The 25,494-nt window shown below is 67.6% G+C and carries 26 protein-coding genes; 16 read left to right on the top strand and 10 right to left on the bottom strand.

What is annotated here, in order from left to right; genetic code table 11:
* Positions 1-138 precede the first annotated feature (138 nt).
* Both BLQ77_RS10150 and BLQ77_RS10145 read left to right on the top strand, forming a co-directional pair.
* The gene (locus BLQ77_RS10150; protein WP_008883049.1) at positions 139-972 is read left to right on the top strand and encodes a prephenate dehydratase; all 834 of its coding nucleotides are present in this window, start codon (positions 139-141) and stop codon (positions 970-972) included.
* Between the two features lie 19 nt (positions 973-991).
* Positions 992-1,486 carry a hypothetical protein gene (locus BLQ77_RS10145; protein WP_089958534.1) on the top strand — a complete coding sequence of 165 codons (495 nt, stop codon included), beginning with the start codon at positions 992-994 and terminating at the stop codon, positions 1,484-1,486.
* Between the two features lie 83 nt (positions 1,487-1,569).
* Here BLQ77_RS10145 and BLQ77_RS10140 read toward each other — a convergent pair whose 3' ends face one another.
* Genes BLQ77_RS10140 through BLQ77_RS10130 form a run of 3 tightly spaced genes read right to left on the bottom strand, consistent with a single transcriptional unit; the run spans position 1,570 to position 4,286 of the window.
* Entirely contained in the window at positions 1,570-2,298 is a 729-nt protein-coding gene (locus tag BLQ77_RS10140) for a TadE/TadG family type IV pilus assembly protein (protein WP_089958533.1), read from the bottom strand.
* Between the two features lie 15 nt (positions 2,299-2,313).
* Positions 2,314-2,850: a TadE/TadG family type IV pilus assembly protein gene (locus BLQ77_RS10135; protein ID WP_089958530.1), complete on the bottom strand. Its 537-nt coding sequence runs from the start codon at positions 2,848-2,850 to the stop codon at positions 2,314-2,316.
* The gene (locus BLQ77_RS10130; RefSeq protein WP_089958528.1) at positions 2,847-4,286 is read right to left on the bottom strand and encodes a TadE/TadG family type IV pilus assembly protein; all 1,440 of its coding nucleotides are present in this window, start codon (positions 4,284-4,286) and stop codon (positions 2,847-2,849) included. Before BLQ77_RS10130 ends, BLQ77_RS10135 begins: the two co-directional genes overlap by 4 nt.
* Positions 4,287-4,628: 342 nt before the next feature.
* Between BLQ77_RS10130 and BLQ77_RS10125 the strand changes: the two genes are divergently transcribed.
* The 11 genes from BLQ77_RS10125 (at position 4,629) to ribD (ending at position 14,592) form a co-directional block, all read left to right on the top strand.
* Positions 4,629-6,065, top strand: coding sequence for a Glu/Leu/Phe/Val family dehydrogenase (locus BLQ77_RS10125; protein WP_008882992.1), 1,437 nt, complete (start codon positions 4,629-4,631; stop codon positions 6,063-6,065).
* An 87-nt stretch (positions 6,066-6,152) separates the two neighbouring features.
* On the top strand, positions 6,153-6,440 hold the full coding sequence (locus BLQ77_RS10120; RefSeq protein ID WP_008883432.1) for a hypothetical protein: 288 nt from the start codon (positions 6,153-6,155) through the stop codon (positions 6,438-6,440).
* A 126-nt stretch (positions 6,441-6,566) separates the two neighbouring features.
* Positions 6,567-8,519, top strand: coding sequence for a DNA primase (dnaG, locus tag BLQ77_RS10115; RefSeq protein ID WP_089958525.1), 1,953 nt, complete (start codon positions 6,567-6,569; stop codon positions 8,517-8,519).
* 142 nt (positions 8,520-8,661) lie between these two features.
* Positions 8,662-10,671, top strand: coding sequence for an RNA polymerase sigma factor RpoD (gene rpoD / locus BLQ77_RS10110; protein ID WP_089958524.1), 2,010 nt, complete (start codon positions 8,662-8,664; stop codon positions 10,669-10,671).
* Between the two features lie 3 nt (positions 10,672-10,674).
* Positions 10,675-10,962 carry an HlyU family transcriptional regulator gene (locus BLQ77_RS10105; protein ID WP_008883408.1) on the top strand — a complete coding sequence of 96 codons (288 nt, stop codon included), beginning with the start codon at positions 10,675-10,677 and terminating at the stop codon, positions 10,960-10,962.
* A 164-nt stretch (positions 10,963-11,126) separates the two neighbouring features.
* Positions 11,127-11,513, top strand: coding sequence for a hypothetical protein (locus BLQ77_RS10100; protein ID WP_089958521.1), 387 nt, complete (start codon positions 11,127-11,129; stop codon positions 11,511-11,513).
* Between the two features lie 24 nt (positions 11,514-11,537).
* Complete coding sequence (locus BLQ77_RS10095; protein WP_089958520.1) at positions 11,538-12,038, top strand: hypothetical protein; 501 nt, start codon at positions 11,538-11,540, stop codon at positions 12,036-12,038.
* A gap of 102 nt (positions 12,039-12,140) precedes the next feature.
* A complete protein-coding gene (locus BLQ77_RS10090) occupies positions 12,141-12,392 on the top strand; it encodes a hypothetical protein (protein WP_008883357.1) in 252 nt (83 codons plus the stop codon).
* A gap of 56 nt (positions 12,393-12,448) precedes the next feature.
* On the top strand, positions 12,449-12,868 hold the full coding sequence (locus BLQ77_RS10085) for a secondary thiamine-phosphate synthase enzyme YjbQ (protein WP_089958517.1): 420 nt from the start codon (positions 12,449-12,451) through the stop codon (positions 12,866-12,868).
* Positions 12,869-13,033: 165 nt separating this feature from the next.
* On the top strand, positions 13,034-13,504 hold the full coding sequence (gene nrdR / locus BLQ77_RS10080; protein WP_008883217.1) for a transcriptional regulator NrdR: 471 nt from the start codon (positions 13,034-13,036) through the stop codon (positions 13,502-13,504).
* Positions 13,501-14,592: a bifunctional diaminohydroxyphosphoribosylaminopyrimidine deaminase/5-amino-6-(5-phosphoribosylamino)uracil reductase RibD gene (ribD, locus tag BLQ77_RS10075; protein WP_311135899.1), complete on the top strand. Its 1,092-nt coding sequence runs from the start codon at positions 13,501-13,503 to the stop codon at positions 14,590-14,592. The genes nrdR and ribD overlap by 4 nt, the downstream gene beginning before the upstream one ends.
* A gap of 71 nt (positions 14,593-14,663) precedes the next feature.
* On the opposite strand, the gene BLQ77_RS10070 is transcribed toward ribD, so the two are convergent.
* Both BLQ77_RS10070 and BLQ77_RS10065 read right to left on the bottom strand, forming a co-directional pair.
* A complete protein-coding gene (locus BLQ77_RS10070) occupies positions 14,664-14,891 on the bottom strand; it encodes a DUF1150 family protein (RefSeq protein WP_008883521.1) in 228 nt (75 codons plus the stop codon).
* A 3-nt stretch (positions 14,892-14,894) separates the two neighbouring features.
* Positions 14,895-15,305: an Hsp20 family protein gene (locus BLQ77_RS10065; RefSeq protein ID WP_040383615.1), complete on the bottom strand. Its 411-nt coding sequence runs from the start codon at positions 15,303-15,305 to the stop codon at positions 14,895-14,897.
* Positions 15,306-15,462: 157 nt separating this feature from the next.
* Between BLQ77_RS10065 and BLQ77_RS10060 the strand changes: the two genes are divergently transcribed.
* Complete coding sequence (locus BLQ77_RS10060) at positions 15,463-15,687, top strand: YdcH family protein (protein ID WP_008883050.1); 225 nt, start codon at positions 15,463-15,465, stop codon at positions 15,685-15,687.
* Between the two features lie 48 nt (positions 15,688-15,735).
* Here the strand turns inward: BLQ77_RS10060 and BLQ77_RS10055 are convergent, their stop codons facing one another.
* From BLQ77_RS10055 to hisS, 4 genes are all read right to left on the bottom strand, one after another.
* Positions 15,736-16,665, bottom strand: a complete 930-nt coding sequence (locus tag BLQ77_RS10055) for an L-lactate dehydrogenase (RefSeq protein ID WP_089958513.1) — start codon at positions 16,663-16,665, stop codon at positions 15,736-15,738.
* Positions 16,666-16,825: 160 nt separating this feature from the next.
* A complete protein-coding gene (gene hisG, locus BLQ77_RS10050; RefSeq protein WP_089958511.1) occupies positions 16,826-17,518 on the bottom strand; it encodes an ATP phosphoribosyltransferase in 693 nt (230 codons plus the stop codon).
* Positions 17,515-18,603 (bottom strand): ATP phosphoribosyltransferase regulatory subunit, encoded by a 1,089-nt coding sequence (locus BLQ77_RS10045; RefSeq protein ID WP_008883096.1) that lies wholly within the window; start codon positions 18,601-18,603, stop codon positions 17,515-17,517. The genes hisG and BLQ77_RS10045 overlap by 4 nt, the downstream gene beginning before the upstream one ends.
* Positions 18,594-20,066: a histidine--tRNA ligase gene (gene hisS / locus BLQ77_RS10040; RefSeq protein WP_089958509.1), complete on the bottom strand. Its 1,473-nt coding sequence runs from the start codon at positions 20,064-20,066 to the stop codon at positions 18,594-18,596. Before hisS ends, BLQ77_RS10045 begins: the two co-directional genes overlap by 10 nt.
* A 290-nt stretch (positions 20,067-20,356) precedes the next feature.
* Here hisS and BLQ77_RS10035 point away from each other — a divergent pair, with 290 nt between their 5' ends.
* Positions 20,357-20,563 (top strand): SlyX family protein, encoded by a 207-nt coding sequence (locus BLQ77_RS10035; protein ID WP_008883122.1) that lies wholly within the window; start codon positions 20,357-20,359, stop codon positions 20,561-20,563.
* A 33-nt stretch (positions 20,564-20,596) separates the two neighbouring features.
* On the opposite strand, the gene dnaE is transcribed toward BLQ77_RS10035, so the two are convergent.
* The gene (gene dnaE / locus BLQ77_RS10030; protein WP_089958507.1) at positions 20,597-24,121 is read right to left on the bottom strand and encodes a DNA polymerase III subunit alpha; all 3,525 of its coding nucleotides are present in this window, start codon (positions 24,119-24,121) and stop codon (positions 20,597-20,599) included.
* Between the two features lie 264 nt (positions 24,122-24,385).
* On the opposite strand from dnaE, the gene BLQ77_RS10025 reads away from it, so the two are divergent.
* Positions 24,386-25,339 (top strand): alpha/beta hydrolase, encoded by a 954-nt coding sequence (locus BLQ77_RS10025; protein WP_131822006.1) that lies wholly within the window; start codon positions 24,386-24,388, stop codon positions 25,337-25,339.
* Positions 25,340-25,494 lie beyond the last annotated feature (155 nt).

Here is a 25,494-nt window from a genome sequence, read left to right as displayed (position 1 = left end):
GTAAGCCGTTTCCCCCTGATATCCCTCGAACTCCGTCGCCCGGATTTCTACGGCTTCCAATGCTTTCTGGCAAGGTATAGAAGCCGCGACCAAACGCGCATACCCCGTTGTCGCCCAAAATAATGAATGGAATTGCCAATGACCAACCGCATCGCTTTCCAGGGGGAACTGGGTGCCTATTCGCACGAAGCCTGCCGCGACGCGCGTCCGGACATGGAGGCACTTCCCTGCAACACCTTCGAGCAGGTCATCGAGGCAGTGCGCTCGGGTGAGGCCCAGCTGGCGATGCTGCCGGTCGAGAACACCACCTACGGGCGCGTCGCCGACATCCACCGGCTGCTGCCGGCGAGCGGTCTGCGCATCGTGGACGAGGCCTTCGTGCGGGTGCACATCAGCCTGATGGCGCTGCCCGGCGTGGCGCTCGAGGATCTGCGCAAGGTGCGGGCGCACCTGGTGCTGATCCCGCAGGCGGCGAGCTTTCTTGCGAAATACGGCATCAAGGGCGAGGCGGCCGCCGACAGCGCGGGTGCCGCGGCCGAGCTGTCGCGGATGCAGCAGCGCGAGGTGGGGGTGCTGGCGTCGGATCTCGCCGCAGAGACCTACGGGCTCAATATCCTCGCACGGCACATCGAGGACCACGCGCACAACACAACGCGATTCCTCATCATGGGTGAGGAGCCCGATCTCAGCCGACGCGGCGAACACGGCATGATGACGACCTTCATCTTCCAGGTCCGCAACATCCCGGCGGCGCTCTACAAGGCGATGGGCGGGTTTGCCACCAACGGTGTCAACATGACCAAGCTGGAAAGCTACATGGTCGGCGGCTCGTTCACGGCGACGCAGTTCTACGCCGACATCGAGGGCCACCCGGATGACGCACCGGTGCAGCGCGCGCTGGAAGAGCTCGATTACTTCACCGAAAAGCTTGAGATACTGGGCGTCTACCCGCGCGATCCGCGACGGGACTGACGCCCGCGGAGGGGCAGGAATGGACGAAAGCAGGATCATCGCGCGGGTCAGCGCAACCGGCGCGCGCCGTGTCGTCGGCGTCGGGACCTTGGCGGTTCTCGGGCTGCTGCTGCTCTGGCTGCTGGTGGCCGAGCCGCCGGCCGAGCTTGCGTGGCAGGGCTTCCTGCTGGTGATGGGCGTGGGCGCGCTGTGGATGGCGCAGATGATGTGGCGCTCGACCGGGCGCGAACTCTGGCTGACCGAGGACGCGCTGATGGACAGCACCGGCACGGTGCTGGCGCGGATCGAGGACATCGCCAAGGTCGACCGCTCGATGTTCGCGATGAAACCCTCGAACGGCTTCCTCGTGCAGCTCAAGGAGCCCGGCGCCCGGGCGTGGCAGCCGGGGCTCTGGTGGCGCATGGGGCGCCGCGTTGCCGTCGGCGGGGTCACCGCCGGGCGCGACACCAAGCCGATGGCCGATGCGCTGGCGATGCTGGTCGCCCGCCGAGACGGGATGGGCCTGCCGGAATGACGAAAGGGCCGCGCTGAACTGCGCGGCCGCTTTGCTTTGCCGGTTTTTGATTTCCCAGTTTTGCTTTCCCGGGGCGTCGGGCCTCAGCCCTTGCTCTTCGACTTGCCGTTCGGCTCCACGTTGTTCGAGCCATCCTCGTTGGTGCAATCCGTGGCGTTTTCGGCGTTGTTGGTGCAGAGCGAGCTGCCCGGCGCGTCCTGGTCGCCGTTGCCCCAGCCGTTGTTTTCGCCCATCGCCCCTGCATAGAGCACCTGCGGCGCGTAGCGTGGGTGGGTGAAGCTGTAGGTGCGGATCTCGAGCGGGGCGAGCCCGACGCGGAACACCGGATTGTAGTCCTCCCACGTCTCCACGAGGATCAGCTCGGCGCCATTCGCGATGTTCGGCAGGCGCTCGGTGTAGTTGTTGAGGTCCTGCGTCTCGAGCGCGGGGTAGTCGCCACGCGCCACTGACCACTCGACGTCGAACTTGTCGTTCGCCTCCTTGTAGGACACCACCGTGATGCGCAGGTCGGCGGGGAAGAGCCCGGTAAGCTCGTACGGCAGGACCGGGTTGCGGGTCAGCACGCCGAGCAACTTGAAGGTGTTGTCGAAATACTCGTCCTCGAGCACCTCGGTCTCGCGCGAGACCATGTCGCCGATGGCGTAGTTGGCCTTCTGGTTCACCGTCTGTTGGCGGAACACGTCGAAATAGACCCAGGCCGCGCCGAAGAGCACGAAGAGAATCGGGATCATGATCGCCACTTCGAGCGTGGCGTAGCCGTCGGTCTCGGTGCGGAACCGGTGCAGGCGGGTCTTGATGGCTGAGAGCGTCATGTCAGGTCCCTCCCGTCACAGCGGTTCGTGGACAAAGGCCGAGGTGGACACCAGCGCGGTATAGCCCTGCGTGTCCTTCTTGAGGCTGCCGGCCAGATACGAGGTCGGGCTGATCGGCTTGTACCTGTAGCAGGCGCGCAGCAGCATGGTCTCGTGCTGCTTGCCGTGCACGAAGCTGCGCTGCGGCGTCACGTCCATCGCGGTGTCGACGCAATCCGCCTGCGACGAGGGCGGTTCCCAGTCGCGCATGTCGAGACCGATCATCTCGAGATGCAGCATCTCCTCGCAGCTGCCGAGCACGGGCGCCTGGTCGCAGATCTTCAGCTTCAGTTCCTCGTGCGAGTAGCTGACACCGGTCCCGAGCTTGACCTCGCGGACGGTCTGGTCGAGCGCGCGTTCGAGCGCGGTCTGGCGGACGGTGAGGGCGCCCATCTCGATGGCCGACAGGGCCATGCCGACCATGAGCGGGGTCCAGAGGGCGAAGGGAATGACCGCCGAGCCCTCGTCGTCGTCGCGGAAGCGACGCAGGGCGTTCTTGAGGAAACCGATCATTGGGTGAGCCTCAGCTGGTTGAGCGTGTGGGCGATGGTCGAGAAGGCCTCGGTGATCTCGACCCCTTCCACCCGGAAGAAATGCGCGGGGGAGGAGGCGCAGCTTTCCATCACGTCCGCGCCGTGGTCCTCGACCTCGAAGCCGACGGACCAGATGATGATGCCCTGCGCCTTGGCGGCGTTGCAGATGCTGCCGAGCAGCGCGTCGCCGAGGTCGGCGTCGTACTTCCGGTAGTAGAAACTGCTGCGCTCGTAGGAGTTCACGTAGCGGCTCAGGTAATACCAGAGGTTGTAGCGGTTCCAGTGCGCGTATTCGGACTCGGAATTGTAGGCCCAGTCCTGGATCCGGTAGGAGCGGTCGTGCTGGCCATCGGTCATCAGCACCACGGTCTTGAGCACGTCGGTGTCGTCATAGGCCACCGGGCGGCCCTCGAACACCTGGTCCACCGAGCCGCGCGCGATCATGCCGCTGGCGATGGGGCGGGTCGACGGGTCGAGCAGCGCGGTGCCCCACTTCATGCCCATGAAGATCGAGGTGCCGGCCCGCGGCTGAAGCTGGTTGACCTGCGCCTTCAGCGCGCTCGCGTCATGGCTCCAGGCCTGGATCCGCTCGTAGCCGTAGCGCGGGCAGACCGTGTCGCTCAGCGTGTTGTTGTAGCCGTCGTAGTTCCACTGGTAGTGCTGCATCTGCTCGTAGGTGCGTGAGAAATCGAGCGCAGCCGATCCGAAGACGCTGTTCGGCATCTCGATGCAGTGCGAATAGCCGTGCTTCCAGTTCACGCTGAGATAGCTCAGGATCTCGGGACCGGCGTTGACCTGCTCGGAGTAGGGCACCAGCGAGATCGACACGAGGTCCTCGTTGCCCTCCGCGAGCAGGGTGTCGATGAACGTGCCCGCCGCGTCCTGCATGTTCGCAAGCTTGTCGTTGTCGTCCATCGAGCCCGAGATATCGAGCACGAGCGAGACCTCGACCTTGTTGATGCGCTCGGTCGCCTCGGCGAGCCCGTAGGCCTGCAGGTTGTCGACGCCCAGAACCTGCATGAAGTTCGATGGCATGGTCTTGTAGCCCTCGGCGACGACGGTGCGGTAGTTCAACCCCTCGTCCACGTCGACCGAGATCAGCGCATCGGCGAGCGCCATCTTGTCCATGTAGTCCTCGACCACGCCCTGCGCCTCGAGCTCGTTGTCGAGGTCGGCGGCGGCCAGAACAGCGCGGTCGAGCGTGTTCTGGACCTTGGTGCGCTGCAGCTCGGCATAGATCATGTCGATGCCGAGGCCGCCGAAGATCATCATCATCATCGACAGCACGACCGCCATGTAGGTCATGCTGCCGCTCTCGTCCCCGGCGAAGCGGCGGGCACGGGTCGCCAGCGCGGTGGCGCTGGTGGCGGGCCGCGGGAAGCTGCCGCTCCAGAATGCAGAACGTTCTCGTCTCATCCCGATTCCTTCCTTCCCGGGGGTGCGCCCGGAAATCCCCACCGATACACGTTGCGATGGGCATGATATGCCGATCCAAGATGGCCAGATTAGGGCGGATTTGACGGAAAATTATTAAACGTCAGTAAGTTATGTGGGACAAAGCTGGCGTTCCGGGCTGCTCTGTTTCGCGCCGGGGGACAATTGGGGGCGGTATTCCTAACGAAGCCTTTTTCTATCCGGGCAAATCTGGCGAAAAAGGGATTTCGCCATGGAATCTGCCGGTCTAGGGTTAACGCGAAAGGCCCGGCACATCGCCCCGAAGAGGGCAGGCCGGTCCGCCATGGTAGGAGGAGAGAGACCATGTGCGCAGCCCCGCTCAACGAACCGACGTTCCGGCAGAGCGTCGATCTGATGTTCAACCGCGCCGCGGCGCTGATGGATCTGCCGCCCGGTCTCGAACAGAAGATCCGGGTCTGCAACGCCACCTACACCGTGCGGTTCGGGGTGCGTCTGCGCGGCCAGATCCACACCTTCACCGGCTACCGCGCCGTGCATTCCGAGCATATGGAGCCGGTCAAGGGCGGCATCCGCTACTCGGCGGCAGTCGACCAGGACGAGGTCGAGGCGCTGGCCGCGCTGATGACCTACAAGTGCGCGCTGGTCGAGGCGCCGTTCGGCGGCTCCAAGGGCGGGCTCTGCATCGACCCGCGCGAGTACGACGAGCACGAGCTCGAGCTCATCACCCGGCGTTTCGCCTACGAGCTCATCAAGCGCGACCTGATCAACCCCAGCCAGAACGTGCCGGCCCCCGACATGGGCACCGGCGAGCGCGAGATGGCGTGGATCGCCGATCAGTTCGCCCGCATGAACACCACCGACATCAACGCCCGCGCCTGCGTCACCGGCAAGCCGCTCAACGCGGGCGGCATCGCCGGGCGGGTCGAGGCCACCGGGCGCGGCGTGCAATACGCGCTGCGCGAGTTCTTCCGCCACCCCGAGGACGTGGCGAAGGCCGAGCTTTCGGGCGGGCTCGACGGCAAGCGGGTGATCGTGCAGGGGCTCGGCAACGTGGGCTACCACGCGGCGCGGTTCCTGTCGGAAGAGGATGGCGCGCTGATCACCGGCATCATCGAGCGCGACGGCGCGCTCTACGATCCCAAGGGGCTCGACGTCGGGCGGGTGCACGAATGGCTGGTGCGCCACGGCGGCATCACCGGCTATCCCGACGCCAACAGCGTCGCGGACGGTGCGGCGGTGCTGGCGGCGGAATGCGACATCCTCATCCCCGCCGCGCTCGAGGGGGTGATCAACCTCTCCAACGCCCACGACATCCAGGCCAAGCTGATCCTAGAGGCCGCCAACGGCCCGATCACGGCGGGCGCGGACGACATCCTGCGGACGCGTGGCAAGGTCATCATCCCCGACCTCTATGCCAACGCGGGCGGCGTCACGGTCAGCTACTTCGAGTGGGTCAAGAACCTCAGCCACATCCGCTTCGGCCGGATGCAGCGACGGCAGGAAGAGGCGCGGCACCAGCTCGTGGTCGACGAGCTGCAGCGGCTCGACCTCATGCTGGGAGATGCCTGGAGCCTGACGCCGAGCTTCAAGGAGAAGTACCTGCGCGGCGCGGACGAGCTCGAGCTCGTCCGCTCGGGGCTCGATGACACCATGCGCATCGCCTACCAGTCGATGCGCGAGGTCTGGCACGGGCGCGACGACGTCACCGACCTGCGCACCGCAGGGTTCATCGTGGCGATCGACCGGGTGGCGCGGTCGTACCGGGCCAAGGGCTTGTGATCCCGACAGCCCCCGGCATGGCGTGACATCCGTGCCGGGGGCGGCTAGGTCAGGGAAAACACGCAGCCCAATACAGGAGCAACGCCCATGCGTCTGACCGGACTGGTTCTGGCCCTGGGTCTTGCGGCAGGCCCCCTGGCCGCGCAGGACGCCGCGAAGGAAGCGCAGTGCACCAAGAGCGCCGCCGTGGTGATGGAGGCCGTCGCCGCCCGCAAGGCCGGTGCGCCCAAGGAACAGGCGCGCCGGATGCTGCGCGAAAAGCTCGACCACACCGCCGGCGACATGCTCTCGGACTGGATCTACGACCTGCCCGAGGACCAGCTCACCGATGCGCTGGGCACCGCCTGGAAGGCGCAGTGCCTCGCTGCCAAGTGACGGCGTGACCGACATGGCGGGACCGCCCCCCGGAGGCGGTCCCGACCGCCGGCGCCGCGCAGCGCCTTTGCAGAGTTCGCAAGAGACCTTCTGGACTCGGGGCGCGGCCTCGCGGATATTTGGCGCATGAGTCTGCCCCCCGGTTTCCTCGACGAACTGCGCAACCGCACGAGCCTGTCACAGGTCGTGGGGCGCAAGGTCATGTGGGACAACCGCAAGTCCAACCAGGCCAAGGGCGACATGTGGGCGCCGTGCCCGTTCCACCAGGAAAAGTCGGCCTCGTTCCACGTCGATGACCGCAAGGGATTCTACTACTGCTTCGGCTGCCAGGCGAAGGGCGACGCCATCTCCTTCATCCGCGAGAGCGAAAACGTCGAGTTCATGGAGGCGGTCGAGATCCTCGCCCGCGAGGCCGGGATGCCGATGCCCGCCCGCGATCCGCAGGCGGCGAAGCAGGCCGACCGGCGCAGCCAGCTCTCCGAGGTGATGGAGCAGGCGGTGCGCTGGTTCCGGATGCAGCTGCGCAGCGGCGGCGCCACGGCGGCGCGCGCCTATCTCGACCGGCGCGGGCTCGACGAGTCGGTGCGCGACCGCTTCGAGCTCGGCTTCGCGCCCGAGGGCTGGCAGAACCTCTGGGATCACCTGCGCGGGCAGGGCGTGGCCGAGGAGCTGATCCTGGGCGCGGGGCTCGCCAAGCCGTCGGACCGGGGCCGGGCGCCCTATGACGTCTTCCGCAACCGCATCATGTTCCCGATCCGAGACGGGCGGGGCCGGGCCATCGCCTTTGGCGGCCGCGCCATGGATCCCAAAGACAACGCGAAATACCTGAACTCGCCCGAGACCGAGCTCTTCGACAAGGGCCGCAACCTCTACAACCACGCGCCGGCGCGCGAGGCGGCGGGCAAGGGCCAGCCGCTGATCGTGGCCGAGGGCTACATGGATGTCATCGCGCTTTCCGAGGCCGGGTTCGGCGCCTCGGTGGCGCCGCTCGGCACCGCGGTGACCGAGACCCAGCTGCAGCTGCTGTGGCGGATCTCGGACGAGCCCATCGTGGCGCTCGACGGCGACAAGGCGGGCCTGCGCGCCGCCTACCGCGTCATCGACCTTGCGCTGCCGCTTCTGCAGGCGGGCAAGTCGCTGCGTTTCGCGCTGATGCCCGAGGGCAAGGACCCCGACGACCTGCTGCGCGCCGAGGGGCCCGCCGCCGTGGCGCGGGTGCTCGAGCAGGCGATGCCGATGGTGCAGCTGCTCTGGCGGCGCGAGACCGAGGGCAAATCCTTCGACAGCCCCGAACGCAAGGCGGCGCTGGATGCGCGGCTGCGCGAGGTGATCAAGACCGTGCAGGATCAGGGCCTGCGCCGCCACTACGGCGACGAGATCAAGGACCTGCGCTGGCAGCTCTTCCGTGCGCAGCGCCAGCCCCGCGGCGGCAGCGGCAAGGGCGCGGCGAAGCGGGCGTGGAACGCACCGGCGCCGCCAAGCGCCAGCGTGCGCTCTTCGCTGCTGGTGTCGGTGGGCGAGGCGGGCGAGACCCGGCTGCGCGAGGCGGTGATCCTCGCGGTGCTGCTGTCCTACCCGTCGTTCCTCACCGAGTTCGAGCACCGGATCGAGGCGATGGCCTGTGCTGACGCGGACCACGCCATGCTGCGCAACGCGCTGCTGCGCTGCATGGATGCAGAGCCCGAGCGTGTCCGGGACATGGTCGCCGACGCCATAGGCCCCGAAGCCCTTGAATCTTTTCTCGCAGCGCGCCATCTGATGATCGTGCCGTGCCTGCGCCGCCAGGATCCCGAATTTGCCCGCATGACCATCATCGACTACCTCGACCGGATCGAGGCCGCCGCCGGACGCAGTCTTGAAATCCACGAGGCGGAGGCCGATATGCATGAATTGGCCGACGAGGTGGTGACCGAACGGCTGAAGCTGGCAAACGAGACATACGACAGGGTGCAACGCGGAAGCGCCGAGGACAGAACTGAGTTCCATATCGCCCCCAATGGCGTGGAGCTCGACAAGGAGGAGATGGAGCGTGCCGCGGCGCTCATGCAACAGATTCGCTTTTCCAAGCACGGGAACTAGCTGTGCATTTACGGGAAACTGGAGAAAACAGGTGGCAACGGGTGGCCGAATCAGTTGATTCCCCCCATGATTCGCGGCAACGAATCACAACACCCGCGCGACCGCCGGCCCTCTGGGCCGCCTCCCTCTGACGGAGCATTTCATGGCAGCCAAAGACAACGACGACGCCAAGCCCGACTCTCAGGACGATGGCCACAGCCTCGACATGAGCCAGGCGGCGGTCAAGAAGATGATCGCCGAGGCGCGCGAGCGTGGCTACATCACCTACGACCAGCTCAACCAGGTCCTCCCGCCCGATCAGGTCTCGTCCGACCAGATCGAGGACGTGATGTCGATGCTCTCGGAAATGGGCATCCAGGTCACCGAGGATGACGAAGAGGGCGAGTCCGACGACGACAAGGACAACAAAGGCTCGACCGAACTGGTCGACGCCTCGCGTGGTCGTGACGTCGCGCTCTCTTCGGGGCAGAACGAGAAGCTTGATCGCACCGACGACCCGGTGCGCATGTACCTGCGCGAGATGGGCTCGGTCGAGCTGCTCTCGCGCGAGGGCGAGATCGCCATCGCCAAGCGCATCGAGGCCGGCCGCAACACGATGATCGCTGGCCTCTGCGAGAGCCCGCTGACCTTCCAGGCCATCACCATCTGGCACCAGGAACTTCTCGAGGAAGAGATCCTGCTGCGCGACGTGATCGACCTCGAGACCACCTTCGGCAACCAGATGGACGAGGAGGGCGACCTCGAGGGCACCGTGGTCGACACCGGCTCCGGCTCCGGCTCCGTCTCCGGCTCCGAGAAGCCGCGCCGCGACGAGCCCGAGCTCGATGCCGACGGCAATCCTATCGCCCGCGAGGACGACGAGGACGACGACGAGCAGGCCAACATGTCGCTCGCCGCGATGGAAACCGCGCTGAAGCCGCGCGTGCTCGAGACGCTTGAGCGGATCTCGCGCGACTACGAGGAACTGGCAGAGATGCAGGACGCCCGGATCAGCGCGACGCTGAACGAGGACGGCTCCTTCTCGCAGAGCGACGAGGCGCTCTACCAGAAGCTCCGCTCCGAGATCGTCGAGCTCGTGAACGGCCTGCACCTGCACAACAACCGTATCGAGGCGCTGATCGACCAGCTCTACGGCATCAACCGCCGCATCATGTCGATCGACTCGAGCATGGTGAAGCTCGCCGACCAGGCCCGCATCAACCGTCGCGAGTTCGTGGACGAGTACCGTGGCAACGAGCTCGATCCGAACTGGATGGAGCGGATGAACGAGAAGTCCGGCCGTGGCTGGCAGATGTTCATCGAGCGCTTCAGCGACAAGGTCGAAGAGCTGCGCGCCGACATGGCGCAGGTCGGCCAGTACGTCGGTCTCGACATCTCGGAATTCCGCCGCATCGTGAACCAGGTGCAGAAGGGCGAGAAGGAAGCGCGGCAGGCCAAGAAGGAAATGGTCGAGGCCAACCTGCGTCTCGTGATCTCCATCGCCAAGAAGTACACCAACCGCGGCCTGCAGTTCCTGGATCTCATCCAGGAAGGCAACATCGGCCTGATGAAGGCGGTCGACAAGTTCGAATACCGCCGCGGCTACAAGTTCTCGACCTACGCCACGTGGTGGATCCGTCAGGCGATCACCCGGTCCATCGCGGACCAGGCCCGCACCATCCGGATCCCGGTCCACATGATCGAGACCATCAACAAGCTGGTCCGCACCGGTCGCCAGATGCTGCACGAGATCGGCCGCGAGCCGACGCCGGAAGAGCTGGCAGAAAAGCTGCAGATGCCGCTCGAGAAGGTCCGCAAGGTGATGAAGATCGCCAAGGAGCCGATCTCGCTCGAGACGCCCATCGGCGACGAGGAAGACAGCCAGCTCGGCGACTTCATCGAGGACAAGAACGCGATCCTGCCGCTGGATTCCGCCATTCAGGAGAACCTGAAGGAAACCACGACCCGCGTTCTGTCGTCGCTCACCCCGCGCGAGGAGCGGGTTCTGCGGATGCGTTTCGGCATCGGGATGAACACCGACCACACGCTGGAAGAGGTCGGCCAGCAGTTCTCGGTGACGCGCGAGCGGATCCGTCAGATCGAGGCCAAGGCGCTTCGCAAGCTCAAGCACCCGTCGCGGTCGCGCAAGCTGCGCAGCTTCTTGGACCAGTAAGCCATGTCGTTCCTGAAGCGTCTCTTCGGTGGTGGCGGCGGTGCCGCCGCCGACACGGGCCCCAAGGCCGATCCGGTCGAGTACAAGGGCTTCCTGATCACGCCCGATCCGATCTCGGCCGACGGCCAGTACCGGATCTCGGCGCATATCGAGGCCGAGATCGACGGCGAGACCAAGACCCACCACCTGATCCGCGCCGACGTCATGCGCGAGCGGGACGATGCGGTCGAGGCCTCGCTGCGCAAGGCCCGCCAAATGATCGACGAACAGGGCGCGCGGCTCTTCGGCTGAGCCCGACCGCCATGATGCGATCAGTGGCCGTGCCGCTCCCGCCCGGGAGCGGCTTTTTCCTTGCCGCCGTCGGTGCCGGCATGGCCGCCCATGGGTGGGGAATGCCGGACTATGCCGGGCGCCCCGGCCTGGGCATCCTTGGGACAGTCCCCGGAGGAACGGCCATGCGGATCATCCTGACCGTCGTCGCCATCGCGCTCGGTTTCCTTTCCACCGCGCTGCGGGCGCAGCCGGTGGACCAGGTCTATGTCTCGTCCGGGGGCCACGAATACGCGCTGACCTGCAACGCGGACGGCTACGTACTGACCTCGCTGGCGCCGGTCTCGCGGGTCCGGGGGCGGGGGACCGACACGGAGGTGACGAAGCGCACCGAGGTGCTCTACCTCGGCCAGAGCTGCGACTCCCTCCTCGACGAGGCCGGGACGGGCAGCTGGGGCTGGGGCAACGGCGGCTTCGGGGCCGAGTTCGACACCGGCCTGCGGGTGATGTTCCCGCGACAGGAGCTGGTCTGCGCGCCCGAACGCTCCTATGTCGGCAATTGCCGCTGGTAACCCGTTCAGGAAGGACCATTCGCCATGAAGCCTCTGCTTGTCTCGCTTTTCATCGGGCTGCCCGCCATGGCGCAGGCCGGCTGTTTCGGCTCGGGCGAGCCGCTCTTTCACTGCACGCTGAACGGCGGCACCAAGGCGCTCGACATCTGCCTTCAGGGCGAGGTCGCACTCTACCGCTTCGGGCCCGCGCAGGGCACCGCCGAGCTGCTGCTGGCCCGCCCGGTGACCGGCGTCGCGATGACGCCGTGGAACGGCATCGGGCGCCACCTGTGGGAGGAGGTGACCTTCCACAACGGCAGTCACGACTACCTCGTGTCCTACTCCGTCGACCGGCTCGCGACGGGCGATGCGCCGGTGACCGAGGGGCGTGTCATCGTGGCCGAGGGCGACAGCGAGGTGGCGGATCTGGCCTGCGACGCGGGCTCGGTGACCGAGGCGGATTTCTACCCGCTCTTCGAGGCCAAGCTCGCCGCGGGCGAGCTCTGGTGCCCCGAGACGCAGAGCTGGGGCGGCGCCTGCAACTGACCGGGGTTTGCCCTCAAACCGCTCCGGACAGGCTAAATCCACTGAAATACGGAACATTCTCGCGTCTTGCCGCGTTCCATTGTCGAACCAAAGGAGAGCCACATGACCCGCCTGATCGTTCTGACCGTCGTCGCCACTTGCGCATCCGTCGCCGCTTTCGCCGCCACCGAGGCGATGATGTCGGAGGAGGCCGAAGTGATCAAGATCGAGGTGTCACCGGACGAGCTTGCGGAGTGTCGTCAGTCGCTGCGCGAGATCGGCCAGATGCCCGCGGTGACGGATTCCGGCTCGCCCATCCTGTTCGACGACACCAACGACATGCCGGGCGTCGCGTGCGTGGTGACCGAGGCGTGATCGCGGCGCTTCCCGTCGCGGCCCCGCTGCGCTAGGCAGGGGCAAAAGGGATTGCGATGCAGACAAGCTTCTCGGTCCAGACCCGCGGTGCGGGGCTCTACGAGATCACCCGCGACGTCACGCGCTGGGTCCACGGCTGCGGCCGCGACATCGGGCTGCTGACGCTCTTCGTGAAGCACACCTCGGCGTCGCTCGTCATTCAGGAGAATGCCGACCCGGAGGTCCGTACCGACCTCGCCGCCTTCTTCCACCGGCTGGTGCCACCCTCTGACCACCCGGCGATGAGCTATCTCACCCACACGTACGAAGGCCCCGACGACATGCCCGCCCACATCAAGGCGGCGCTGCTTCCGGTCAGCCTCTCGATCCCGGTCACCGACGGGCAGCTCGCGCTTGGCACGTGGCAGGGGATCTATCTCTTCGAGCACCGCGCGGCGCCGCACCGCCGCCAGATCGTCGCGCATCTGGGCGGCTGAACCCACCGCAGGAGAAAACGCGGGCAGATTTCGCCGCTGTTTTCTCTCACGATCTTGTTGCTGAAATTCTGCTCTACCCAATGTTTGGCAGCTCCCCTATAGTGGCTGTGGATAAGTGGGGCCAACCCACGACCGTGGCAGAAAGATCAAGTGAGGGGGACGGCGATGCGCTGCCCGTTTTGCGGACACATCGATACGCAAGTGAAAGATTCCCGGCCCGCGGAAGAGCATGTCTCGATCCGTCGCCGCCGTTTCTGCCCGGCCTGCGGTGGCCGGTTCACCACCTACGAGCGCGTGCAGCTGCGCGATCTCGTGGTGATCAAGTCGAACGGACGACGCGAGGATTTCGACCGCGGCAAGCTCGAACGCTCGATCCGCATCGCGCTGCAGAAGCGGCCGATAGAGCCCGAACGCATCGACCAGATGATCTCGGGCATCGTGCGGCGCCTTGAGAGCCTCGGCGAGACCGACATCGCCTCCAAGCAAATCGGCGAGATCGTGATGGAGACCCTGGCCCGGATCGACACCGTGGCCTACGTCCGCTTCGCCAGCGTCTACAAGAATTTCCAGGCCGCCGACGACTTCGACAAGTTCGTCAGTGAACTGCGCCCCGAGGCTGCCCAGGCAGATAAGTGACACAGGACATCCGGCACATGGCCCATGCCCTCCGGCTGGGTCGCAGGCGCATGGGCCAATGCTGGCCGAACCCCGCGGTGGGCTGCGTCATCGTCAAGGACGGCCGGGTGATCGGACGCGGCGCGACCGCGCCGGGCGGACGCCCCCATGCCGAGCCGCAGGCGCTGGCACAGGCCGGGGCTGCGGCCCGCGGCGCCACCGTCTACGTGACGCTGGAACCCTGCGCCCATCACGGCAAGACCCCGCCCTGCGCCGAGGCGCTGGTCAAGGCCGGGGTCGCACGGGTCGTGGCGCCCCTCGCTGACAGCGACCCGCGGGTCTCGGGCAAGGGGTTCGAGCACCTGCGCCGCCACGGCATCGAGGTCACCACCGGTGTACTGGCAGAAGAGGCCGCCCGCGATCATGCCGGGTTCTTCCTGAAGGTGGGGGAGGGGCGGCCGCTGGTCACCCTCAAGCTTGCCAACAGTTTCGACGGCCGCATCGCCACCGCCACCGGCGAGAGCCAGTGGATCACCGGGCCCGAGGCGCGTCGCGTCGTCCATGGCCTGCGCGCAGCGCATGACGCGGTGATGGTGGGCGCGGGCACCGCACGTTCCGACGACCCCGCTCTGACCGTGCGCGGCTGGGGCGAGGTGCGCCAGCCGGTCCGCGTGGTGGTCTCGCGCCTGATCGACGTGCCGCTGATGAGCAAGCTCGCCAGCACCGCGCGGCAGGTTCCGGTGTGGCTGGCGCATGGCTCCGACGCCGCCCCCGCGACGCGCAAGGCGTGGCAGAGCTGCGGTGCCAAGCTGATCCCCTGCGAGATCCGCGCCGGGCGCGTCGATCCGCACGGGCTGCTGCGGGAACTGGGAGAGCAGGGCCTGACCCGGGTGTTCTGCGAAGGCGGCGGGCAGCTTGCCGCGTCGCTGCTGTCGGCGGATCTGGTGGACGAGCTGGTGGGCTTCACCGCCGGCCTCGCGCTTGGCGCCGAGGGGCGGCCGGGCATCGGGGCGATGGGGGTCGACAGGCTTTCGGAGGCGCCGCGCTTCGTTCTGGATGAGGTCCGCGCCGTGGGCCCGGACGTCATGCACCGCTGGCGGCGCGCCTGATCATTCGCGAAATGTCGGGGGGACAGGGCTTGGCGTCGCGGCGGCACCCGGGCCACCGCGACGCGAAAGCGTCAGTGCACCGTCACCGGTGCCAGGTCGTTCTGGCGGGCGAGGATGAAGGCAAGCTTGCGGTCCTTGACCAGCGCCAGCCGTTCACCGTCGGAATTGTGCACCGCGTAGAGCGTCTCGAGCCCGCCGAGCTGGCTCTGCATCTCTTCTGGGAGATCCTGGGCAGCCACGGGGCGCACGTAGACGATGCGGTCTTCACCCGGAAGTCTGAAGTCGAACCTGGTATTCATGGCTTACCCCTTCTTGATCTGGATTGTCTGAACGACCGTCTCGGGACGGGAGAGCGTGAGGTCCACGTGCAGCAGACCGTTCTCCATCACAGCCTCACCCACCTCGACACCATCGGCCAAGACGAAACTGCGCTGGAATTGCCGTGCGGCAATGCCCCGATGCAAAAAGATGCGCTGGGCCCCATCTTCGCGTTGCCGGCCACGGATCACGAGCTGACGGTCCTCGACGGTGATCGCGAGGTCCTCTTCCGAGAATCCGGCCACGGCAAGCGTGATGCGATAGGAAAAATCGGAGGTCTGCTCGATATTGAACGGCGGGTAGCCTTCGCTCGACTTGGCGGTTCGCTCGAGCAGCCGCTCGAGTTGCTCAAAGCCGAGCATGTGGGGATAAGATCCCAAGGTCAGTTTACTCATCGACACGTCCTTTGCAGAAAGCGACCGTCCGCCGGGTCCCGCGCTTCGGCAACCCTTGCCAAATGAATATGGGAACGCGCCGGATTGTGCGCAAGGGCTTTGCCAAGGGGGAGAAGGTTGCTATTCTAAACCCCTGCACCGCAAGGAGTTTGCCAGCATGGACGCACCGCAAGACATCTCGATGAAAACCGAGGACGTGTTGCGTGTGGAGCTGGAGGTCTTCAAGCGCGAACACCGCGATCTCGATGAAGCGATCCGAGCCCTTCACGAGCGCGGCGTGGCCGATCAGCTGACGCTGCAACGTCTCAAGAAGAAGAAGCTTTTCCTCAAGGACAAGATCGCGCTGATCGAGGATCGTCTGACCCCCGACATCATCGCCTGAGTCTGAGCGGCCCGCGTTCGCGTGTCAGCGGCGCCTGTCCGGCGCGCCTCAGACAAGCTGCGACGCGGTCTCCTTGAGCAGCTCCGCCGAGCGTTTCAGGGCGGCGGCCTCGTCCGCCGCGAGCTCGGGCATCAGCGTGGCCACCACGCCATCCCGGCCCACCACGCGCGGTAGGCTCAGCGCCACGTCCGAGACGCCTTCGACCCCGGGCGTGACGATGGACACCGACAGCACCGCGCGCTGGTCGTCGCGCACCGCCTGCACGATCCGCGCGAGCCCGGCGCCGATGCCGTACCACGTGGCTCCCTTGCCCTCGATGATGCGGTAGGCGGCGCGGCGCACGCCTTCGTCGATGCGGGCCCGAACCTCGTCGGTCAGGGCCGCGCCCACCTGCGCGGCGAAGCGCGCGACGGGCTCCGATCCGGCGCGGGCCGAGGCCCACGCCAGCACCTCGGAATCGCCGTGTTCTCCCAGCACGTAGGCGTGGACCGACTGCGGAGCGATGCCGAGATGACCGGCGATCAGGCTGCGGAACCGCGCCGTATCGAGGATGGTGCCCGAGCCGATCACCCGCGCGGCGGGCAACCCCGAAGCGCGGAGCGCGATTTCGGTCATCACGTCCACCGGGTTCGAGGCGACCAGCAGCATTGCATCCGGCGCGGCCTTCTGCACGCCTTCGATCACCTGCGCAAAGACCTCGGCATTGCGCGACAGAAGGCTCAGGCGGCTTTCGCCCGGCTTTTGCGCGACCCCCGCGGCGAGGATGACCAGGCCCGCGCCCTCGAGCGCGGCGTAGTCTCCCGCCTCGACCCGGCAGGGGTGGGCGAAGGGCACCGCGTGGGCGATGTCCTCGGCCTGCGCTGCGGCCAGTGCCGCGCTGCGATCGACCAGCACCACGTGGCTGGCGCCGCCACGAAGCGCCAGTGCGTAGCCCGCGGCCGAGCCCACCATGCCTGCTCCGACGATTCCGACCTTCATGAGCTGTCCTCCTGTGCCGCCTGCGCATTTCGGGAGGACCCGAAATGCCCTCTCGAGCCGAGACTTGCACGGCAGGGCGCGGGGAAACAGGAAAGAATGGCTCAACCCGCTGCAGAGACCGCGGGCTGCCCGTTCGGCGACCGGAACCGGGGCTGGGGGGTCAGACGTGCAGCTTGGCCGAGAGCGTGCGCAGCGCCAGACGATCGGCCTCGTTCAGGCGCGGGGCCCGGCTGCGGAACAGCGTGGCCTGGCTGCGCAGCACCGGCTCTTCCTCAAGCACCTTGAGGTGGTTCGCGCGCAGCGTCTCGCCGGTCGAGGTGATGTCGGCGACAGCCTCGGCCGTGAGGTTCTTCACCGTGCCCTCGGTCGCGCCCTGGCTGTCGACGAGCTGGTAATCGGCCACCCCGCCGCGCCGCAGGTACTCGCGGATCAGCCGGTGGTATTTGGTGGCGATGCGCATGCGGAAGCCGTGACGTTCGCGGAAGGCGGCGGCGGCGGCGTCGAGGTCGTCGAGGGTGTTCACGTCGGTCCAGCAGGCCGGCACCGCGACGATCAGGTCCGCCTGGCCGAAACCGAGTTCGGCCAGCGGCTCGACCTTCTGGTCCCACTGCACCAGCTTCTCGCGGATCAGGTCGGTGCCGGTCACGCCAAGGTGGATGCGGCCTGCAGCCAGCTCGCGCGGGATCTCACCCGCCGAGAGCAGTACGAGGTCGACACCCTCGACGCCGTCCACCGCGCCGGAATACTCGCGCTCGGACCCGGTACGGGTCAGCCGCACGCCGCGGGCACCGAACCAGTCGAAGGTCTTTTCCATCAGCCGCCCCTTGGACGGCACGCCCAGCTTGATGCTCATGCCCGGCTCCCGAGTTGCAGCAGAAGTCCGGGCCGGATCACCCCGCCCACGGCGGGGGCGGCGCGGCCCTGGCCCAGACGCGCGGTCAGCGCGTCATATCGCCCGCCGGTGGCGACCGGCGGCAGGTCGGGCCGCTGCGCCGGCAGGAAGCCGAACACGAACCCGTCGTAATACTCCATCGAGGTCCGGCCGTAGCTTGCCTCGAACTCCAGCGCCGCGACGTCGACGCCGCGCGCGGCCAGCGCCTCGCAGCGGCGTTCGAAAAGCTCGACCGCGGGCAGCATGCCGGGCAGGTCGACGGCGATGTCATGCAGCTGCTCGAGCGCGAAGCTGCAGGTCTCGCGCACGGCGAGCAGCGAGTCGATGAGCTGGACCTGGCTGCGGCAGAGCGGGCCCTCGGCGGCATCCTCGCGCAGCGCGGCGATGCGGGCGGCGATCTCTTCCTCGGAGCGCAGGCCAATCATCGGCCCGGCCGAGGCCATGGGATCGGCGGCTTCGAGCAGCGCCTTGCGCGAGGGCGGCACCGGGCTGCGACCGGAGTAGCGGTCGAGCAGCGCCCGGAACCTGCGCGGGCGCCAGATGTGGCGCATCAGCGCGGCGCGGCGGCGTTCGGAGATCTGCAGCGCCTGCACCGCCGAGGCGAGGATGCCGATGTCGCCGGTCACCGCGCGCAGCCCGTGCGGCGCGAGGGTCTCGGCGAAGAGCGCGAAGACCTCGGCATCGGCGCGGGCGGGATCGTCGTCTGCGAAGAGCTCGTAGCCCACCTGGAAATACTCGGAGGCGCGCTCGGGGTGTTCTTCCTGCCGCCGGAAGACCTCGCCGCAATAGGTGTAGCGCGAGGGCGCGGCGCCGCTTTCCATGTGCATCTGCACGACGGGGATGGTGAAGTCCGGGCGCAGCATGACCTCGCCCCGCGACGGGTCGTGGGTCACGTAGGCGCGGGCGCGGATGTCCTCGCCGTAGAGGTCGAGCAGGGTCTCGGCGGGCTGGAGGATGGCGCAGTCGACGTTCTGCGCCCCGGCCTCCAAGAAGCGCGCGCGCAGCCGGACGGCCTCGGCGCGCTGCTCTGCGATGGTCACGCCCATTGCTCGAGGATCTCTCTGACCTTGGCCACCATCTCGGCGCGCGGCACCTCGTATTGCGAGGGCCGTTCCTTCCATTCCTCGAGGCTGGCGTTCTGGGCGAGCCTGGCGCCAAGGACCAGGTCTTTGATCTGCAGCACGCCGCGCGCCTTCTCGTCGCCGCCCTCGATGACGGCCACGGGCGAGTTGCGCTTGTCCGCGTACTTGAGCTGATTGCCGAGGTTCTTGTGGTTGCCGAGGTAGACCTCGGCCCGGATGCCGGCGTTGCGCAGCTCGGACACCATGGCCTGGTAGTCGGCCATGCGCTCGCGGTCCATGACGGTGACCACCACGGGGCCCTGCGCGGTCGAGCCGATGCGGCCCTTCTCGCGCAGCGCGGCCAGCAGCCGGTCGACGCCGATGGAGACGCCGGTCGCAGGCACCGCCTGACCGGTAAAGCGCTTGACGAGGTCGTCGTAGCGCCCGCCGCCCGCGACCGAGCCGAACTGGCGCTTGCGGCCCTTCTCGTCGAGGATCTCGAAGGTGAGCTCGGCCTCGAAGACCGGGCCGGTGTAGTAGCCGAGGCCGCGTACCACCGAGGGGTCGATCTCGATGCGGTCCGAGCCGTAGCCCTGAGCGGCGAGCAGCGCGCCGATTTCCTCAAGCTCGTCCACGCCCTCGGCGCCGATCTGGCTGCTGCCGATCGCCGCGCGCAGGTTCGCCACGGTGGCGCCGGCGTCGGCGCCCTTGGAGGTCAGGAAGGCCAGCACCGGATCCGCCTGCGCGTCCGACAGGCCCACGCCGTCGATATAGGCGCCCGAGGCGTCGAGCCGGCCCTTGCCGAGCAGCTCGCGGACGCCGGACTCGCCGACCTTGTCGAACTTGTCGATTGTGCGCAGCACCGCGTCGCGCTGCGCGTTGTCGTCGAGACCCATGGCCTCGAGCACGCCGTTCAGGACCTTGCGGTTGTTGACCCGCACCAGGTAGTCGCCGCGCGGGATGCCGACCACTTCCAGCGTGTCCGACAGCATGGCGCAGATCTCGGCATCCGCCGCGACGCTGGCCGCGCCAACGGTATCCGCATCGCACTGGTAGAACTGGCGGAAGCGGCCGGGGCCGGGCTTCTCGTTGCGCCAGACGGGACCCATGGCATAGCGCCGGTAGGGCAGGGGAAGATCGTTGCGGTGCTGGGCGTAGACCCGCGCCAGCGGCGCGGTCAGGTCGTAGCGCAGCGCCATCCACGACTCGTCCTCGTCCTGCCAGGCGAAGACGCCCTCGTTCGGACGGTCGACGTCGGGAAGGAACTTGCCGAGCGCCTCGACGGTCTCGACCGCGCTCGATTCCAGCGCCTCGAAGCCGTAGCGATGATACACCCCGGCGATGGCGTGCAGCATCTCGGCACGCTCGGTCACTTCGGAACCGAAGTAGTCGCGGAATCCCTTCGGCGTCTGCGCCTTGGGACGGGGGGCTTTCTTCTCTTTGGCCATGCCGGGCTCCGGGCTCGTGCAGATTGCGCGCCTCCCTTAGCCGCTTGCGCGTGCGGGGGCAAGCGACGGGCGGCGCGCGCAACGGCCATATGCCGCGGCGAAGGCTTGTGCCGGATGCCTCCGGCGGGGATATTTGGGGCCAGAGGAAGACAGGGGGAGCGCCACCGCCGGCCCGGGTTTCCTGTGGCGAGCGTCGCGGGGGAGGTCGCCCGGCCGCGGTCCGCCGACCCCGGCGGCCTTTCCATCCCGCGCGGCGGCGCCTATCACGCGGCCAAAAGGAGCCCGAGACCATGCCCAGTGAGACCGCCCCCTTCGAAGAACGCATCGCCCATCTCGAACGGACGCTCGACGACCTTTCGGACACCGTCGCCCGGCAGGACCGCGAGATCGCGCTGCTGACCCGGCGGGTCGAGATGCTGCTGCTCCGCGAGGCCGAGCGCCAGAGCGAGGGCACCGGCGGCGTCGTCATGGGCGACGAGCGCCCGCCGCATTACTGAGGCAGGGGTTCGGGCCGGGGCGCGGGCGGAGGGTCAGAAGTCCTCGACCGCCAGCACCCCGTCGAGGGATTTCACCGCGCCCTTGATCTCGGGCGTCACCGGGAATTCCTGCCGCAGGTCCATCTCGACCTCGCCCGGCAGACCCGCCGCCGAAAGGCACAGCCGCACCGGGCCGCGCCCGGCCTTGGGCATCTGCTCGGCGGCGCGGCTCAGCACCGAGGCGACCTGCGCCACCGTGCCCGGGTCCTCGATGAAGATCCGGAGCCCCGAGGCGCCGGCATCTGCCACCACGGTCTCGACCGGGCCGAAGCTGCGCGCGAGCAGCTTGAGCTGGTCGGATTCCATCGTCGCCTCGACCGTCACGACGACCTTGGAACCGGTCTCGAGCAGGTCGCGCGATTTCTCCAGCGTGTCCGAGAAGATCGTCACCTCGTAGGCGCCCGACGGATCCGAGAGCTGGGCAAAGGCGAAGCGGTTGCCCTTGGCCGACTTGCGCTCCTGCCGGCCGGCGACCACGCCCGCGAGCTTCACGAGGCAGGTGCCGCCGCGCGCCTTGTTCTCGGCATCGTCCAGCAGCATCACGTCGCGCCGTTTCAGCGCGGGCATGTAGTCGTCGAGCGGGTGGCCGGAGAGGTAGAAGCCGATGGCCTTGAACTCTTCCGAAAGGCGCTCGGCGGGCAGCCAGTCCGGAACCGGCGAGAGCCGCGGCTCGGGCAGATCGTCGCCGGCCTCGCCGAAGAGCGACACCTGTGCCGAGTGCTTCTGCTCGTGCACCGCGGCCGAGTAGGCGACCAGCGCGTCGAGCGATTCGAAGATCCGGCGGCGGTTGCGGTCGAGCTGGTCGAAGCATCCGGCGCGGGCCAGCATCTCGAGCGGCCGCTTGCCGACGCGCTTGAGGTCCACCCGGCGGGCGAAGTCGAAGACGTTGACGAAGGGCTTGTCGGGGCTCTTCGGATCCTCGGGCACCGAGCGCCGCCCCTCGACCACCAGCCGCATCGCGTCAAGGCCGACGTTCTTGAGCGCGCCGAGCGCGTAGACCAGCTTGCCCTTGTCCACGTCGAAGGTGGCCTGGCTGCGGTTCACGCAGGGCGGGACGTAATCGAGCTTCAGCCCCTTCTTGGCCTCGTAGAAATAGGTGGCGAGCTTGTCGGTCAGGTGGATATCGCAGTTCATGACGCCTGCCATGAACTCCACCGGGTGGTTCGCCTTGAGCCAGGCGGTCTGGTAGCTCACCACCGCGTAGGCGGCGGCGTGGGACTTGTTGAAGCCGTAGTTGGCGAATTTCTCGAGAAGGTCGAAGACCTCGGTGGCCTTCTTCTTGTCGACGCCGTTCTCGGCGGCGCCCTTCTCGAACTTGGGACGCTCGGCGTCCATCGCCTCCTTGATCTTCTTGCCCATGGCGCGGCGCAGCAGGTCGGCGCCGCCGAGCGAGTAGCCCGCCATGACCTGCGCGATCTGCATCACCTGTTCCTGGTAGACGATGATGCCCTGCGTCTCGGCAAGGATGTGGTCGATGGAGGGGTGCACCGAGGTGATCTCGCGCAGGCCGTTCTTGACCTCGCAATAGACCGGGATGTTCTCCATCGGGCCGGGGCGGTAGAGCGCCACGAGCGCGACGATGTCCTCGATGCAGGTGGGCTTCATGCGCTTGAGCGCATCCATCATGCCCGAGCTCTCCACCTGGAACACCGCGACCGTCTTGGCGTCGGCGTAGAGCCTGTAGGTCCGTTCGTCATCCAGCGGGATGAGGTTCATCTGGTTCTCGCCACCCTCGGCCGGCTCGTAGAGCTGGGTGCCGTCGGCGGCGACGTGGATCGGGCGCCCGCCCTTGAGGATCAGGTTCACCGCGTTCTGGATCACGGTCAGCGTCTTCAGGCCGAGGAAGTCGAACTTCACGAGGCCGGCCTGTTCCACCCATTTCATGTTGAACTGGGTCGCCGGCATCTCGGAGCGCGGATCCTGGTAGAGCGGCACCAGCTCGTCGGTGGGGCGGTCGGCGATCACCACGCCGGCGGCGTGGGTGCCGGCCGAGCGCAGCAGCCCCTCGATCTGCTGGCCGTAGGTGAGCAGGCGGTCGACGACCTCCTCGTTCCGGGCTTCCTCGCGCAGGCGCGGTTCGTCCTGCAGCGCCTTCTCGATCGAGACCGGCTTCACGCCCTCGACCGGGATCATCTTGGACAGGCGGTCGACCTGGCCGTAGGGCATCTGCAGCACCCGGCCGACGTCGCGCACCGCCATCTTCGACAGCAGCGCGCCGAAGGTGATGATCTGCGCCACCTTGTCGTGGCCGTATTTCTCCTGAACGTAACGGATCACCTCTTCGCGGCGGTCCATGCAGAAGTCGATGTCGAAGTCGGGCATCGAGACCCGTTCGGGGTTCAGGAAGCGTTCGAACAGCAGCGAATAGCGCAGCGGGTCGAGGTCGGTGATGGTCAGCGCGTAGGCCACCAGCGAGCCTGCACCCGAGCCCCGGCCCGGGCCGACGGGGATGTCGTGGTCCTTGGCCCACTGGATGAAGTCGGCCACGATCAGGAAGTAGCCGGGGAAGCCCATGCCCTCGATGATGCCGAGCTCGAAATCGAGCCGTTCCTGGTATTGCTCGACGGTCACCGCGTGCGGGATCACCGCGAGCCGGCGTTGCAGGCCCTCGTTCGCCATGCGGCGCAGTTCGGCGACCTCGTCGTCGGCGAATTTCGGCAGGATCGGGTCGCGCCGATAGGCCATGAAGGCGCAGCGGCGGGCGATCTCGACGGTGTTCTCGATGGCCTCGGGAAGGTCGGCAAAGAGCGTGACCATCTCCTGCGGCGTCTTCAGGTAATGCTGCGGGGTCAGCCGGCGGCGCGGCTGCTGCTGGTCGACATAGGCGCCCTCGGCGATGCAGATCATTGCGTCATGGGCCTCGTACATCGCGGGCTTGGGGAAGTAGACGTCGTTGGTGGCGACCAGCGGCAGGCCCATCTCGTAGGCCATCTCCACGTGGCCGCGCTCCGACAGCCGCTCGGCCTCGGGCAGGCCGTCCTCGCCGGGGTGGCGCTGCAGCTCGACGTAGAGCCTGTCGCCGAAGATCTGGTGCAGCCGCGTCAGCAGGACCTGCGCGGCGGCACGGTGGTTCTCGCGCAGGAGCCGGCCCACCGGCCCGTCGGGGCCGCCGGAGAGGCAGATCAGCCCGTCGGACAGGGTTTCGAGCTCGTCCAGCAGCACATGCGGGAACTCGCCGTCATGGCGCATGTAGAGCCGCGAGTTGAGCTTCATCAGGTTCTCGTACCCGCGCTCGTTCTGCGCCAGAAGCACCACCGGTGCGGGCGGCTTCGGGCGCTCGCCCGGGGCGGAGTTGAGATAGCGCAGGTCGACCTGGCAGCCGATGATGGGCTGCACGCCGGCACCGCTCGCGGTCACGGAAAATTCCAGCGCCGAGAACAGGTTGTTGGTGTCCGTCACGGCGACGGCTGGCATCTCCATGGCCTCGCAGAGGCCGGGCAGCTTCTTCAGCCGGACGGCGCCTTCGAGCAGGGAGTATTCGGTGTGAACGCGGAGATGGATGAATCGGGGATCGGCCATGCGGCCCACATTAGGCGCCGCCCGCTCCGGGCGGAAGCCCCGATCCGGGGCGGCGGTGCGGGTCGGTCGCGCCTTGGTTGAGACATGCTGGCGGGCGGCAACAGGGGAATTTCAATTGTCGACCGATCCTGCCCTAATTTTGCTCTGGTTTGCGGAGCATAAGGACTGCCGAGCCCATGTGGTGCGAAGCCCGGCGCGCCGCAAGAAAATCCTTCCGATCAACCCGCCGGGGCCGGCGTGGCCAATGACATTATGACCAAGCACATGAAAACGCCGGATCTCCAGTTCGCGCGCCTGGCGCTGGCGAAGGCGCGTGCCGGAACGGTCTCGTCGCCGGCTCCGCTCGTGCCGCTGCGTGCGCGCCTCGTGCCGTGGCTGAGGAGCGCCCGTCGCGCGGTCCTGCAGGGTGCGGCGACCGTGGCCCCCGGGCTCACGGCGCGGCTGCTCGCGCGGCGCTACCTCGCGGTCGGGACATGGGTCGATACCGCGCGGATCGAGGCGCGCGGAATTGCGCAGTTCAAGCCACTGGGCGGGGATACCGGGATCCTGCGCCACGCGGCGTACGGCGAGACCGTCGCGCGCCGGGTGCTGCTGGTCCATGGCCATGAAGGGCACGTCCGGCAGTTCGCCCGCCTGATCCGCGCGCTGCGGCAGGACGGTGCCGAGGTCGATGCGCTGATCCTTCCCGGCCACCTGAAGCTGGGGCGGGGCCATTGCTCGATGGCCGGGATCGTCGCGGCGATCACCCGCGCCGCGCAGGAGCAGGGGCCCTACGATGCGGTCATCGCCCATTGCGTCGGCGCCAGCGGACTGCTCTTCGCGCTCGATGGCGGGCTCGGTTGCGCGCGGGTGGTGCTGGTCTCGGCCCCGCTCGAGGTGGCACGGCTGGTGCGCTACGGCGGCACCCAGTACGGCATCGGCGGCCGCTGCCTCGACGCCTTCGTGCAGGAGGTGAACCGCGCGGGCGCGCCCTATGCGCTCGAGACTCCGTGGCGGCCGATGGCGGAGCACCGGCGCGAGGCCTGCCTCGTCGTCCATGCCCGCGACGACTACGCCGCGCCGGTCTCCGAGGTCGAGGCGCTGCCCGGGGTCTGGCCGGCGGCGCGGGCGGCGATCTTCGACGAGGGCGACCACAACGGCATCATCGCCATGGCGCCCGCGATTGCCGAGATCACGGCCTTCGTCGCGGCCGAGCCCGAAGCGGACGCGTCCCGATAGGCCGTCCAGGGCGGCGCCGACCGGCTCTGCCTGCTTCTCGACCGGAAACCGGGCGTGTGCCTGTCCGATAGGCATTTTCCTCTTGCAAAGCCGTCGAGCACGCCCCTAGCCTTGGCAGGAAACAGGGAAAGTCCGCGCGCCTTCTACGCCGCATC

The sequence above is a fragment of the Salipiger thiooxidans genome, assembly GCF_900102075.1.
Classification (GTDB): Bacteria; Pseudomonadota; Alphaproteobacteria; order Rhodobacterales; family Rhodobacteraceae; genus Salipiger; species Salipiger thiooxidans.
Note: the sequence above shows the minus strand (reverse complement) of the source record. Positions and strands in the feature narration are given on the sequence as shown.